We start from the raw sequence: 13,095 nt of genomic DNA, 5'->3' as shown, positions 1-13,095 counted from the left end.
TGCTAATGACCACACTCTGGCAAGCAAGTCAGCAGCTTCAGGCAGGTAATGCGTCTCCTGAAGCTTTTACTGAATCGGCATGGCGCGCAGCGCAGGATCCGTCAAAAGAGGGGGATCTTGTTTTCACCACCCGCTATGCCACCCAGGCCGCTCAACAGTCAACAGCAGCGAGTGCGCGCTGGCAAACACAGCAAGCCTTCAGTGCTATTGATGGGCTGCCTGTCAGCATCAAAGATCTCTTTGATGTGCAAGGCGAGCCAACCACGGCGGGTTCACATTTGCTCCTGAATGCAGAACCGGCAGCAGCGAATGCCCGCGTGGTCGATCGCTTACATCAGGCTGGGGCGGCGATTATCGGTAAAACCAACATGACCGAATTTGCCTTTTCCGGGCTGGGTATCAATCCGCATTACGGCACACCGGCTAATCCGTGGCGTCGCGAAGACAAACGCATTCCGGGCGGTTCTTCTTCTGGTGCGGCTGTCGCCGTGGCAGACGGCATGTGCCTGGGCGCTATCGGTACTGACACCGGTGGATCGGTGCGTATTCCTGCTGCGCTGTGCGGCTTGACCGGCTTTAAACCCACCGCGAATCGCATCAATCAGGCGGGTACGTTACCGCTCTCTGCCTCGCTCGACAGCATCGGCGTGATTGCCCATGACGTGCGCAGCTGCTGGCTGCTGGACAGCGTCATCGCGGAACAGCCGCTTGAACTCCAGCAGGTGGAGTTACGCAGTGCTCGTTTCGCTATCCCGCAGACCCGCGTGCTGGAGGGACTCGACGAAGACGTTGCGCAAGCCTGGAAAAGTGCCATCGAAGCACTGGAACAGGCCGGTGCCACCCTGGTTGCACTGCCGCTTGAAGAGCTTGATGAGTTGAACAGTATGAATGCGCGTGGCGGCATTACCGCTTACGAGGCATGGCAATGGCATCAACAATCCGCACTGGCGCAACCCGAAGCTTACGATCCTCAAGTGTTAGCGCGTGTGCAGCGCGGCAGTTTGCTGACGGAGCAAGATGCCCGTGAACTTCATCAACAGCGCAAAGCGTGGCAGCACCGCATTAATAGCGCGCTGGCAGACTTTGACGCCTTACTCATGCCCACCGTTCCGCGTATCGCACCGACCCTCGCTTCTCTGGAGGATGCGCAGCAGTACATGGAGGTCAACGCGCTGATGCTGCGTAACACCAGCGTAATCAACATGCTGGACGGCTGTGCACTCTCTTTACCCTGCCATCAAACCGGTAGTGCGCCGGTTGGCCTAAGCCTTGCTTCTGTTCATGGTGATGACGCCCGCTTAATCAGCTGGTCGCTCGCCGTGGAAACTGCCCTCAACTGGAGATCCTGATGATGACTCAATCCCACGGCATGCTGTTTGTCGCCACTAACATTGGCGCTGAAGACGAAGCGGACTTCAACCAATGGTATGACCATGAACATGTAGAAGAGCGCGTCGCGATTCGTGGCTTCTTAAGCGGAACGCGCTATCAGGCTATCCATGCCGAGCGCAAATATCTTGGCCTGTATGAAACCGAGGCGCTGGAAGCCTTTACCAGTGCGGATTATCACGCAGCCTTCACTCGCCAGACCGAATGGTCAGTGAAAAATCTGCAAAAGATGGTTAATCCAATGCGTCGGGTCAGCGCGATCACCCATAAGCATGGCAAAGGGACCGGCAGCCATCTGGCGGTGGTGACGCTGAAAGCGCTGGATGCCAGCGTGTTGACTGCGTGGCAGCAGCAAATTAGCCATACCCCGGGCTATGTTGCCTCCAATTTACTGACCCCGGATGTGGCGCTCAGTTCTCCGTTGCCGATGGAGAGTAAAGGACAGCGGCAGATGCTACCGATGCTACTGATTCACTGCAGTGACGCATCAAGCTGTGACCAGTTGGCCGCACACGCGGCGGAATTGATGACCGGCGATGTTCAACGCTATGCCTTTAGCTGGCAGTTAACTAAACAGGAGTTGGCACATGGCTAATACAGACTCTTCATTGCAGCAGACGGTGCGTGATAAGCGCACGGCTTCGAAAACCGGGCGCCTGGCCGCTGCCAGTTCCATCGGCACCGCGCTGGAATGGTACGACTTCACCGTCTACAACATTATGGCGGCACTGGTGTTTAACCATGTGTTCTTCCCCAGTTTTGATCCGCTGGTTGGCACCATTCTGGCGTTTTCGACCTATGCGGTAGGTTACATTTCACGTCCGCTGGGCGGTTTTGTGTTTGGTCATCTGGGGGATGTCGCAGGGCGCAAAGCCGTGTTGATCATCACGCTGGTGATCATGGGCGTCACCACCGCCTTAATGGGCTTGCTGCCAGGCTATGCGGTGTGGGGCATCTGGAGTCCGGTGCTGTTGGTCGCGCTGCGTTTTGTGCAGGGTATTGCACTGGGCGGTGAATGGGCGGGTGCCGTTTTACTGTCGATGGAGCACGGTGATGCTGATAAACGTGGGCGTAATGCATCTTTTGCACAGGTGGGGCCTTCCTGCGGAACCTTGATTGGCACCGGGTTTATCACCCTGGTGACGGTGATGATGAGCGGCGATCAGTTCCAGGCATGGGGCTGGCGCATTCCGTTCCTGCTGAGTCTGCTGCTGGTGCTATTTGGATTGTGGCTGCGTCGTGGCGTGGAAGAGACACCGACCTTTGTCGCGATGCAGGTTGCGGAAAAAACGACGCATACGCCACTGAAAGAGGTGTTTGTCAACTATTCGAAACAGCTGCTGATTGCGGGGGGATCGCGTATCGGTTCTGATGTGCTCTACGCGCTGGTGGTGGTGTTTACCCTGACCTATGTCACCACCGTGCTGCAACTGCCACGCCCTTTGGCTTTGATGGCTACGATGTTAGGTGCAATAGGGAATGCGATCACCGTCCCGATGTTTGGCGCGCTATCTGATAAATGGGGACGCCGCCCGGTGTACATCACTGGCGCAGTGTTGGCGATCATCTGGTCATTCGTGTTCTTCGTGCTCCTGGACAGCACGCAGCCGGTGCTGATTGTGCTGGCGGTGATAGGGGGTCTGCTGATCCACGCAATCATGTATGGCCCACAAGCCGCGTTCGTCACTGAACAGTTTCCCAGCCACGTTCGCTATGCCGGGTCATCACTGGCTTACACGCTGGCCGGTATTGTCGGTGGAGGGTTTGCGCCGTTGATTATTACTACGCTGTATAAAGAAATGGGCAGCACGCTGTGGGTGTCGCTGTACGTTACGCTGGCGCTGCTGATCACGCTGTTTGCCGTGTGGAAGGCAAAAGAGACGGCACATAAGCCGTTGTAACTAAGTGGATTACGGCAGTCATTGAGTGTGGGTGGCCTTAGGGCCGCCCACAGCTACCTGACATTATTCACATCTCCACCCCTTACTCCTCCCAAAGCAGCGGTACACAATTCTCCCCACTAATCGTTGACCAACCGCAAATTTCTGTCATCTCAATCATTACTCTCAGGCTAACGATCCCACCTTCAGGTTGATTGATGGCATCACCGCTTAAGACCACACTTACCTGCGTTGACGTAATCAAGCGATTCGCTCATTCAGGAGGTTAGTCATGTCATCAGGACAACAAACGGCGCGGGTGTGGAATACGCGCCGTACCGAGAAACAACGGCGACAGGCGTCGTTGCCGGTGCAGGGCAAAGTATTACCCACCGATCAAATGGTTGAGATGCTGGAAAAATTAATCTCGTCTGGCGACCGCGTCGTACTGGAAGGCAATAACCAAAAACAGGCCGATTTCCTCTCACGTATGTTGGCCGAGGTTAACCCGAAAAAGGTGCACAATCTGCATATGATCATGCCGAGCGTGGGTCGCAGTGAACACCTCGACATCTTTGAAAAAGGCATCGCCCGCAAGCTCGATTTCTCCTTTTCCGGCACGCAAAGTCTGCGTATTTCGCAGCTACTGGAAGACGATCAGCTGGAAATCGGCGCGATTCATACCTACATCGAACTCTACTCTCGCCTCTACGTAGACCTCGCACCGAATGTCGCGCTGATCGCCGGATACAAAGCTGACCGTAAAGGCAATCTCTACACCGGGCCAAGTACCGAAGACACGCCAGCACTGGTCGAAGCGGCTGCTTTCCACGACGGGATTGTGATCGCGCAGGTTAACGAACTGGTGGACGACGAGTGTGATCTGCCGCGCGTGGATATTCCTGGTTCGTGGATCGACTACGTAGTAGTAGCTGACAAACCCTTCTTTATCGAACCGCTGTTTACCCGCGACCCGCGTCTGATCAAACAGGAACACATCCTGATGGCGATGATGGCGATCAAAGGCATCTACGCCAAACATCAGGTGCAATCGCTCAATCATGGCATTGGTTTCAACACTGCCGCCATCGAATTGCTGCTGCCAACCTACGGTGAGCAACTCGGTCTGAAAGGCAAAATTTGTAAACACTGGACGCTGAACCCGCACCCCACCTTAATTCCCGCCATCGAAAGCGGCTGGGTCGAGAGTGTGCACTGCTTCGGTGGTGAACTGGGGATGGAAGAGTACATCCGCGCGCGCCCGGATATCTTTTTCACCGGGGCCGATGGTTCGATGCGCTCTAACCGCGCCATGTGCCAGCTGGCAGGTCAGTATGCCGTCGATATGTTTATAGGCTCAACGCTGCAAATCGATGGCCTGGCAAATTCCTCAACGGTTACGCGCGGTCGCCTTTCTGGCTTCGGTGGTGCGCCAAATATGGGCCACGATCCGCACGGTCGTCGCCATGCCACTGCCGCCTGGCTGGCAATGAAAAATGGCGAAGATGCCATGGAACGCGGCCGCAAGCTGGTGGTGCAGATGGTGGAAACCTTCCAGGCAGGCGTGAAGCCGACCTTCGTAGAAAAACTCGATGCCATTGAAGTGGCGAAAAACTCTGGAATGCCGCTGGCGCCGGTAATGATCTATGGCGATGACGTCACGCATGTGCTGACCGAAGAAGGTATTGCCTATCTGTATCGCGCGCAGGATCTCGAAGAGCGTCGGGCGATGGTGGCGGCGGTGGCCGGAATTACCGATATCGGTCTGGGCGTGGATGCCAAACGCGTCGCTGAACTGCGTCGTAGCGGCAAAGTGGTGTTCCCGGAAGATCTTGGGATTCGCCGATCTGATGCCACGCGTTCGCTGCTGGCGGCCGGTAGCGTGGCCGACCTGGTCGAATGGTCTGATGGCCTTTACAACCCACCGGCAAAATTCCGGAGCTGGTAATGAAACGACTTGCGCCGCAATCGGTTGAAAGCCACCTGCATCAACTGGCACAGCACGCCACCGATTGCCTGATCGAAGAAGTGAACCTGACGCCCAAGCCGGGGCTGGTGGATCGTCGCGGCAGCGGCGCACATCAGGATCTCTCGCTGGCGCTGATGGAGCGTTCTGCCCGCAGCCTGACCCCGACCTTTTATGCGCTGGCGCAACAGTGCTGGCAGCGTCCAGCGGATATCGCACTGCGCGAAACCGTGGGCCGCCTTGGTCGCGAAGGGGAGCGTCAGATGATGGCTGCCACCGACGGGGTGAATACCCATCGTGGCGCGATCTGGGCATTGGGTTTGCTGGTCAGCGCGGCGGCGATGCGCGGCGGTGAGGCAAGCAGCGATCAACTCTGCACTCGTGCCGCTGAACTGGCTTGTTTACCGGATCGCCACGCACCCAAAACCTTCAGTAAAGGGTTACGTGCCGTGCATCGCTTTCAGGTGCCGGGCGCACGTGAAGAAGCGCAACAGGGCTTTCCGCATATCACGCAGCTGGCATTGCCGCAGTTGCAGCGCAGTCGAGAAGCCGGGGCCGATGAAACCGAGGCGCGGCTTGATGCGTTGATGGCGATTCTTACCTCGCTCAGTGACACCTGCGTGCTCAACCGCTCAGGCATGAACGGTTTGCTGACCTTACAACGTGGTGCGCACGCGGTGTTACAGGCGGGTGGTACTGCGCACATAGCGGGTCGTCAGGCTTTACAACAACTGGATAGCGCGATGCTGGCGCTGAATGCGTCTCCCGGCGGCGCGGCTGATTTACTCGCCGCCACGCTGTTTATCGATCGCGTCAGCATCGCCACTCATTGATTAAGAGGTTGCTATGGAAAAGATAACGTTGTCTTACCCGGCACGTCGCACGCTTAGCGGAAATGCGCTGGCGGGCGTAGTGGGATCGGGTGATATGGAAGTGCTGTACCGCGCGGATAACAGCGCCTTGCTCAGCGTGGCGATCACCACCTCGGTGGATAACAGCAAAGCGCGTTGGGATGCGTTGTTCAGCCGCCTGGCGGAACTGACTGAGCTACCGGCGGGCCAACTGGTGATCCACGATTTTGGTGCCACGCCGGGCGTTGCGCGTATTCGCATCGAACAGGTGTTTGAGGAGGTGAACCATGCGTGATGACAGCAGCTTTATCGAATTACGCGCCCGTCAGCGTGCGCTGGCATTGCTGGACAGCGGCAGTGCGCGCGAACTGCTCGATCCGTTCGAAGGCGTGATGTCTCCCTGGCTGGAGAAACAGGGCATTGTGCCACAAGCCGATGACGGCATGGTGGTGATGAAAGGCACGCTTAACGGCAATCCCACCGTGGTAATTGCCATTGAAGGCACCTTCCAGGGCGGCAGCATGGGGGAAGTCTCCGGCGCAAAAATGGCGGGTGCACTGGAGCTGGCGGCTGAAGACAACCGCAACGGCATTCCGACGCAAGCCATATTGTGTCTGGAAACCGGTGGTGTGCGGTTGCAGGAGGCCAATTTGGGGCTGGCGGCGATTGCGGATATTCACGCCGCCATCGTCGATCTGCGTCAATACACACCGGTGATTGGCATTGTTGCCGGGACCGTTGGCTGCTTTGGCGGAATGTCGATTGCCGCCGCGCTGTGCAGCCATTTGATTGTGACGCGTGAAGCACGTCTGGGATTGAATGGCCCGCAGGTGATTGAGCAGGAAGCGGGCATTGATGAGTATGACTCGCGTGACCGCCCATTTATCTGGAGCATGACCGGTGGCGAGATTCGCTATCAAAGCGGGCTGGTCGATGCGCTGGTGTCAGACGGTGTCCAGGCGATGAAAACGGCAGTGGATGCAGCGTTGGCGCAAGGGGTTCCGGCACAGCATCGCAGTGAAAACTATGCATTTTATCTTGAGCGTTTAAGCCATTTCGATACCGCTCAACAGGCCAGCACAGCCACCATTCATCAGGTCTTCCATCCGGAGGTGAAATCATGAGCGTACACAACAGTCGGGGTGAGCTGTGGCTCAGCCAGTTAACCGGCGGCGCTGCCAGCCACACAGGGCTTTGCCCGTCCGTGCAGGTCGCGGATGCCGAACTTAATGGCGAAACCGCTCGTTTCATTGCTGTCGTTCCGGATGCGCACAATCGCTATCCACGCGCTGCGCAAGGCGAAGTCGGTTTGCTGGAAGGCTGGACGCTGGCAAAAGTGGTGCAAGAGACCATTGCGGAAGACGCCGCAAACGCAGTGAAGCGACCCATCATTGCGGTGATTGATGTGCCAAGTCAGGCTTATGGCCGCCGTGAAGAGGGCTTTGGTATTCATCAGGCACTGGCGGGCGCTGTGGGCGCTTATGCACAAGCGCGTCTGGCCGGGCATCCGGTGATTGGGCTGATCGTGGGTAAGGCAATGTCCGGCGCGTTTCTGGCGCACGGTTATCAGGCCAATCGACTGATCGCGTTTAACGACCCGGCCGTGCAGGTGCACGCCATGGGTAAAGCCTCGGCGGCGCGTATCACCCTGCGTACCGTGGAAGCGCTGGAGAAACTTGCTGCCAGCGTACCGCCGATGGCCTATGACATCGGTAATTACGCCACGCTCGGCCTGTTGTCATCTCTGCTGGACATCACCCATCCGGATGCGCCGACGGCCGAAGAGATCACGCGTGTTAAAGCCACGCTGGCGGAAGCGATTGACGATACGCGCCGTGTGCCGGGTCGAGGTTCGCGCCTGGCGGCACCGAATCGTCAAAGCTCGGCACTGGTGCGTGAACGTCTGCGCGCCAGTTGGTAATACCCTAATAATAAAAAGCATTAAATCAACCTGCCGGCTGTCAGTATGCCGGACGCACGCGGCGTCCGGCCTCTGCGGCAACTGATAAATTCAACACCATCGCGTCAGTACTCACTCTTTTAATAACAAACAGGTGATTTATGACTTACGTGATTCTGCATGCTCTGGCTCCGATCTTCATTATCATGTTGCTCGGATTCTGGGCCGGCAAAGCCAAAATGGTTGATAACAAGAACGTCTCTTTGCTCAATATTTTTGTGATGGATTTTGCGCTGCCCGCCGCGTTGTTTAGCGCCACGGTACAAACGCCGTGGAGCGGGATTGTGGCGCAGATGCCGCTGATTGTGGTGCTGACGCTGGCGATGTGGGTGGCCTACGCGGTGCTCTATTTTGTTGCCACTAAAATCTTCAAAAAGTCGCCACAGGATGCGGCTGTATTGACGCTGACTGTGGCGTTGCCTAATTACGCAGCGCTAGGTTTGCCCATCCTTGGCAGCGTGGTAGGAGAAGGTTCGGCGACATCGCTCTCTGTTGCCGTCTCCATTGCCTGCGGTTCAGTGCTGATGACCCCCTTCTGCCTGCTGATTCTCGAACGTGAAAAAGCGCGTACCGCCGGGGAAACACAGCGTTCAACGCTGGCGATGCTGCCGGTGTTGATGTGGCGTTCGGTGAAAAAACCGATTGTGCTGGGACCGCTATTGGGCGTGGTGCTGTCAGCCATTGGCATCAAAATGCCGGATTTGGTGCTGGCCGCGATCAAACCGCTCGGTCTGGCTGCCACCGCCGCCGCACTGTTCCTGACCGGGGTGATCCTCTCGGCACGTCAGCTGAAAATCAACAGCATGGTGATCAGCTCGACAGTGACCAAACTGCTGATCCAACCGTTACTGGCGTGGGGCATTGTGATGTTGTTTGGTTTGCACGGCACCGTCGCGATCACCGCGATTCTGATGATTGCGCTGTCAGCCGGTTTCTTTGGTGTGGTATTTGGTAATCGCTTTGGTGTGCAGTCACCGGATGCCGAAGCGGTACTGTTACTGAGTTCGCTGCTGTCGATTGTGTCACTGCCGCTGTTTATTAGCCTAACTTCAGGAATGTAATGATGAATATCCGCCCACACGATCTGCTCTGGCTGCACGCTGATACCACGCTGCTCGACATTAAGGAAAGCTGGGTGGCGCAACAGTGGAACGCTCAGCAGCCGGTCGTGGTGCGGCGTGATGTGATGCGGCAGGATCGCATTCCGATTGGCGTGCGTGGCAGTGCACGCCATCAACGGGCGGCGGGATGGGTGCGGGAGCAGGATGTGCTGCGGATTGATACACCGGAGGGGCTACTGGCGCATGCAAGCGATTCTGTGTTTCGCGCATTACCCACGGTTGAGGCAGTGATGAAACTTCATCAGCAGCGCTGGTCATGGTCGTGGGGCGTGACCGGCAGCACGGGATTCGCTCTGGCGACCGGGTTGCCGGTGCTGCATGCCACGAGCGATCTCGACCTGTTAATTCGCGCACCGTTGCCGTTGCAGGCGGAGGAATTTAAGGCCTGGCAGCAGCAACTTGCACGTTTACCCTGTCGTGCAGATACCCAGATAGAAACGCCGGTGGGGGCGTTCGCGCTTAATGAGTGGCTGCGTGAGGGGCGCGTGTTGTTAAAAACCGCGCGCGGTCCCCGTCTGACACATCTTCCCTGGACGGAGGAAATCGAATGAAAACCCTGTTCACTTTTCCGGGACAAGGCACGCAACGGCCTGCCATGTTGCAGTCGCTGCCACGCGATAAGACCTGGCAGGTGGCGCATCAGGTACTGGGTGATGACCTGTTGCAGCTCGATTCGGCTACCGCACTGCAACATACGCGCGCAGTGCAGCTGGCGCTGCTGATTGCGGGCGTGTCGGCGGCGCGCCAGCTAATCGCCAGCGGCGTGCAACCCGCGATGGTGTGTGGTCTGTCGATCGGTGCGTATCCTGCGGCGGTGATCGCCGGTGCTTTGGATTTTGCCGATGCTCTCCAACTGGTGACACTGCGCGGTGAACTGATGGAGCAGGCGTATCCGCAGGGCTATGGTTTGACGGCGATCAGTGGTATGACGCTGGCACAAGTCGAAGCGCTGGTGGATGGGCAAACCAGTTTTATCGCCAACATCAATGCTGAAACACAGATTGTGATAGCGGGTAGTGACAGTGCCATGGCGGCAGTGGCGCAGCAGGCGCTGGCGCAGGGGGCACAGCGAGCGCAGCGGCTGGCGATCAGCGTGCCTTCACACTGTGCACTACTAGATAGCCCCGCGCAGCAACTCAAAGCCGCTATCGATAAGGTCAGGTTGCAACGTCCACAATTCGCTTATCTCAGCGGCAGCAGCGCCCGCGTTCTCTGGCAGCCGGAACGGATTGCTGACGATCTGGCGATGAACATGGCGCGCAGCGTGCGCTGGCATGACGCGATGGTGGCGGCGAAAGAACGCGAAGTGCGTCTGGTGATTGAGATGCCGCCCGGTGAAGTGCTGACGGGCTTAACGCGCAGCGTGCAGTGTCAGGGCGAATGTATTGCCCTTGAGCGCAGCGGCGCTGAACTGGCGCTGCGTCTGTTTCAGCGGCTGGCGCGCTGAACCTTTTCCTGCAAACTCAGGGCGAACATACGCCCTTCAGCCACCAGTGCCAGCAGATTTGGATCATGTTCGCGGTTGCGCGGAAACACGATAGCGATCTGCTGTCGCATTTGATACGACTCGGCTAAGCGGAGAAAACGCAGATCGTTTTCATACTGCTTACGCATCCTGCCCGGTACCAGCGAATAGCCCATGCCGGCCTGCACCAGACTGAGCATCGAGAAGATGTCATTCACGCGCGTGACGATGTTGGGTTCAAAACCGGCCACGTGGCAGGCTTCCTGAAAACCGGCAAAGGTGGCAAAACCTTCGGCTAGCGAGACAAAGGGTTTGTCACTGTAGCTGCGCAGATCGATATCTTCCTCGCTTTTATCATCGCCACCCGCTGGCACGGCGAGGAAGATGTCATCCTGGAACAGCGCGACCTGCTCAAAAATCTTTTCATCAATCTCGGCTTCGCTGACAGAAATGATAATCGCATCCAGCTGATTGTCTTTCAGCGCGCGCAGCAGCAAATCATTAGAACCCATGGTGAGGTTGAGTTCTAACTCGGGGCGGCGCAGTTTCATTTTCATGATCAGACGCGGCACGGTTTCCAGCGACAGAGAATATAAGGTGCCCACACGCAGATGCCCCAGACCGATACCTGCAGTGCGTCGTGTTTCATCAATGCCCTGACTCAGCGTGGCCAGCGCTTCCCGGCTGTATTCCAGCAGCGTCGTAGCGGCGGGCAGTGCCACCAGGTTGCGGCCTTTATGTTCAAACAGCGGACAACGCAAACTCTCTTCCAACGTGTGCAGCGCACGATGCACGCTCACGGTGCTGATCCCCAGCGTTTCTGCCGCTCTGGCGAGGTTTTCCGTTTCCATGTAGCAGCTGAAAATCAGCAGCTTGCGGATGGTGAGATCATTGTCGAGGGTCAGTTTCATGCCGGTTTCATATCGTCATCAGAGAGGGCACTATAACGTTAAGCCGCGATGCGGGTTAGCCAAAAACGGGTATGTACGATGTATGTCGGCCTCACTACTAACCTGGCCGCCCCTGACGGATCCACTGCTCCGTTAGCGATATTGATAGACGATATCGGGCACAATTTAACGTACTCAATATGCGTAGCTCGTTCTGTAAAAGCTGCATGAATCGCGCTCTGTCTTCAGGAGCAAGATCAATTACCTGCATCGCAGAGTCAATATTCTGACCCTCTGCAACGATTAAGCGAATAGTGGTGTTTAAATCTTCTCTGTGACGAAGTCTAAACGGATCCGGAACGCCCATGGCTTCCAGTGTGACGGCATAGCGTTTGATTGAACGACGATATAAATGTTCGAACAACTCAACGGCTAAAGTCACGTCACGTTTTTCATAAATCCCCATCATCGCGTAGGCATAGCTTGTGACATCAGCATCAAGAAAGGAGAGTGGAGCACTATTGTAGATCATGAGTGGAATATTTGCGGCCAGCCTGCTGGTTCTTTTATTCCCGTCTTCAAAGGGTTGCAGATAAGCGATATTGACCCACAGGAAAAAGGCTGACTCCACAGGATTATTAATCAGCCGTGATTTTTTGATAATGATGTCGAACATTTCTTGTAACAGGAACGGTGCCTGTAGTGGAGTGTAGGTCGTTCCCGAAATATTCACGATTTTGCGTCTGATCGCTCCCAACTCGTCAGAATTTGACAATAAATCATGCATCAATAAAGCATGTAAGTTGCTGATTACCGGCCCAGTTAATCCAGATTCAGGGACTGCATCGACCAAAAACTCTATTGCCTGTTTATGATTAAGCAGCATGACGGCATCTAAATCATTTGATGCCGCGCCACTTTTGAACAGTTCTTCGGTGGCCAGCAATGAATATCGGTTTCCTTCAAGTTGAGAAGATGACCAGGACAAATCAATGAGCAATTGCTCCAGAACTTTTCGCGCGTAGGTACCTGCGGGTTGTTGCCCTGCCATTTTTCCTTCATTCATCAAGGCCAGGGCTAGCGTCTGAGGCAGTAGGAACGTTTCGTTCGGAATATAATTGTCCACGAAGCTTCGGTCATACCCGGAAATATCCCTGACTGACAGAGGTAAATTTAGATATTGATGCAATGATTGAGCTGTAGTGAGGGAAGAGGAATGATATTCAGGGGTCTTCTCCGTCACCGATGAACCGTATTGGGGTAGCTTGTTCAAGGGCGCCAGCGCGGTATACCGAGTCCCCCGTCCTACGCCGTGCCGGGTAATTTTGCTTTGACCAAGCAAAACCTCGATATGCCGTTTGATCGTAGAACGACCCACACCAAGCCGGCCCGCGAGGTCACCGGAACTAAGCGAAGACTCGGCACTTGCGATAGTTGAGAGAATTTGGTGTTGAAGGTTTGAAAGATCATCTGGGGAGGTTGGCTGGATCAAAATCGTATGCCTCTGGGATTAGCTTAAAATCCATAAATCAGAAATCTACCTGGCCCGTGCTTTGCACTCGCTGAAAGCTTA

Annotated in this window: 13 protein-coding genes; 11 read left to right on the top strand and 2 right to left on the bottom strand. The window is 56.0% G+C overall.

Features of this window, described 5'->3' with window-relative positions; translation table 11 throughout:
* The first annotated feature begins 5 nt into the window (after positions 1 to 5).
* The 11 genes from QMZ65_RS15715 to mdcH all read left to right on the top strand — a co-directional run bounded on the left by QMZ65_RS15715 (position 6) and on the right by mdcH (position 10,614).
* Positions 6 to 1,349 carry an amidase gene (locus QMZ65_RS15715; protein WP_283216307.1) on the top strand — a complete coding sequence of 448 codons (1,344 nt, stop codon included), beginning with the start codon at positions 6 to 8 and terminating at the stop codon, positions 1,347 to 1,349.
* Positions 1,349 to 1,984: a DUF4286 family protein gene (locus QMZ65_RS15710; protein WP_283216306.1), complete on the top strand. Its 636-nt coding sequence runs from the start codon at positions 1,349 to 1,351 to the stop codon at positions 1,982 to 1,984. The genes QMZ65_RS15715 and QMZ65_RS15710 overlap by 1 nt, the downstream gene beginning before the upstream one ends.
* Complete coding sequence (locus QMZ65_RS15705) at positions 1,977 to 3,290, top strand: MFS transporter (RefSeq protein WP_160834102.1); 1,314 nt, start codon at positions 1,977 to 1,979, stop codon at positions 3,288 to 3,290. The genes QMZ65_RS15710 and QMZ65_RS15705 overlap by 8 nt, the downstream gene beginning before the upstream one ends.
* Before the next feature lie 271 nt (positions 3,291 to 3,561).
* Complete coding sequence (mdcA, locus tag QMZ65_RS15700) at positions 3,562 to 5,217, top strand: malonate decarboxylase subunit alpha (RefSeq protein WP_283216305.1); 1,656 nt, start codon at positions 3,562 to 3,564, stop codon at positions 5,215 to 5,217.
* The gene (locus QMZ65_RS15695) at positions 5,217 to 6,068 is read left to right on the top strand and encodes a triphosphoribosyl-dephospho-CoA synthase (protein ID WP_097118797.1); all 852 of its coding nucleotides are present in this window, start codon (positions 5,217 to 5,219) and stop codon (positions 6,066 to 6,068) included. Before mdcA ends, QMZ65_RS15695 begins: the two co-directional genes overlap by 1 nt.
* A gap of 13 nt (positions 6,069 to 6,081) precedes the next feature.
* The gene (gene mdcC / locus QMZ65_RS15690; RefSeq protein WP_160834100.1) at positions 6,082 to 6,381 is read left to right on the top strand and encodes a malonate decarboxylase acyl carrier protein; all 300 of its coding nucleotides are present in this window, start codon (positions 6,082 to 6,084) and stop codon (positions 6,379 to 6,381) included.
* The gene (locus QMZ65_RS15685) at positions 6,374 to 7,210 is read left to right on the top strand and encodes a biotin-independent malonate decarboxylase subunit beta (RefSeq protein WP_160834099.1); all 837 of its coding nucleotides are present in this window, start codon (positions 6,374 to 6,376) and stop codon (positions 7,208 to 7,210) included. The genes mdcC and QMZ65_RS15685 overlap by 8 nt, the downstream gene beginning before the upstream one ends.
* Positions 7,207 to 8,007, top strand: a complete 801-nt coding sequence (gene mdcE / locus QMZ65_RS15680) for a biotin-independent malonate decarboxylase subunit gamma (RefSeq protein ID WP_283216304.1) — start codon at positions 7,207 to 7,209, stop codon at positions 8,005 to 8,007. The genes QMZ65_RS15685 and mdcE overlap by 4 nt, the downstream gene beginning before the upstream one ends.
* A 140-nt stretch (positions 8,008 to 8,147) precedes the next feature.
* Positions 8,148 to 9,107: an AEC family transporter gene (locus QMZ65_RS15675; RefSeq protein WP_058961684.1), complete on the top strand. Its 960-nt coding sequence runs from the start codon at positions 8,148 to 8,150 to the stop codon at positions 9,105 to 9,107.
* Between the two features lie 2 nt (positions 9,108 to 9,109).
* On the top strand, positions 9,110 to 9,718 hold the full coding sequence (locus tag QMZ65_RS15670) for a malonate decarboxylase holo-ACP synthase (RefSeq protein WP_160834164.1): 609 nt from the start codon (positions 9,110 to 9,112) through the stop codon (positions 9,716 to 9,718).
* Positions 9,715 to 10,614, top strand: coding sequence for a malonate decarboxylase subunit epsilon (gene mdcH / locus QMZ65_RS15665; protein ID WP_160834097.1), 900 nt, complete (start codon positions 9,715 to 9,717; stop codon positions 10,612 to 10,614). Before QMZ65_RS15670 ends, mdcH begins: the two co-directional genes overlap by 4 nt.
* Here mdcH and QMZ65_RS15660 read toward each other — a convergent pair.
* Together QMZ65_RS15660 and QMZ65_RS15655 are read right to left on the bottom strand one after the other, a co-directional pair.
* A complete protein-coding gene (locus tag QMZ65_RS15660) occupies positions 10,596 to 11,543 on the bottom strand; it encodes a LysR family transcriptional regulator (RefSeq protein ID WP_283216303.1) in 948 nt (315 codons plus the stop codon). The genes mdcH and QMZ65_RS15660 overlap by 19 nt on opposite strands.
* 97 nt (positions 11,544 to 11,640) lie before the next feature.
* Positions 11,641 to 13,014, bottom strand: a complete 1,374-nt coding sequence (locus QMZ65_RS15655; protein ID WP_202404588.1) for a Fic family protein — start codon at positions 13,012 to 13,014, stop codon at positions 11,641 to 11,643.
* Between the last annotated feature and the right edge of the window lie 81 nt (positions 13,015 to 13,095).

Source organism: Pantoea sp. EABMAA-21 (genome assembly GCF_030053335.1).
Classification (GTDB): Bacteria; Pseudomonadota; Gammaproteobacteria; order Enterobacterales; family Enterobacteriaceae; genus Pantoea; species Pantoea communis.
This window is presented reverse-complemented; position numbering and strand designations above follow the sequence as displayed.

Excerpts from the sequence above, each read along its gene's own strand:
- mdcH (WP_160834097.1), top strand. The coding sequence starts at position 9,715 with ATGAAAACCCTGTTCACTTTTCCGGGACAAGGCACGCAACGGCCTGCC.
- mdcA (WP_283216305.1), top strand. The coding sequence starts at position 3,562 with ATGTCATCAGGACAACAAACGGCGCGGGTGTGGAATACGCGCCGTACC.
- QMZ65_RS15675 (WP_058961684.1), top strand. The coding sequence starts at position 8,148 with ATGACTTACGTGATTCTGCATGCTCTGGCTCCGATCTTCATTATCATG.
- mdcC (WP_160834100.1), top strand. The coding sequence starts at position 6,082 with ATGGAAAAGATAACGTTGTCTTACCCGGCACGTCGCACGCTTAGCGGA.
- QMZ65_RS15705 (WP_160834102.1), top strand. The coding sequence starts at position 1,977 with ATGGCTAATACAGACTCTTCATTGCAGCAGACGGTGCGTGATAAGCGC.
- QMZ65_RS15715 (WP_283216307.1), top strand. The coding sequence starts at position 6 with ATGACCACACTCTGGCAAGCAAGTCAGCAGCTTCAGGCAGGTAATGCG.
- mdcE (WP_283216304.1), top strand. The coding sequence starts at position 7,207 with ATGAGCGTACACAACAGTCGGGGTGAGCTGTGGCTCAGCCAGTTAACC.
- QMZ65_RS15710 (WP_283216306.1), top strand. The coding sequence starts at position 1,349 with ATGATGACTCAATCCCACGGCATGCTGTTTGTCGCCACTAACATTGGC.
- QMZ65_RS15695 (WP_097118797.1), top strand. The coding sequence starts at position 5,217 with ATGAAACGACTTGCGCCGCAATCGGTTGAAAGCCACCTGCATCAACTG.
- QMZ65_RS15660 (WP_283216303.1), bottom strand. The coding sequence starts at position 11,543 with ATGAAACTGACCCTCGACAATGATCTCACCATCCGCAAGCTGCTGATT.
- QMZ65_RS15670 (WP_160834164.1), top strand. The coding sequence starts at position 9,110 with ATGAATATCCGCCCACACGATCTGCTCTGGCTGCACGCTGATACCACG.
- QMZ65_RS15685 (WP_160834099.1), top strand. The coding sequence starts at position 6,374 with ATGCGTGATGACAGCAGCTTTATCGAATTACGCGCCCGTCAGCGTGCG.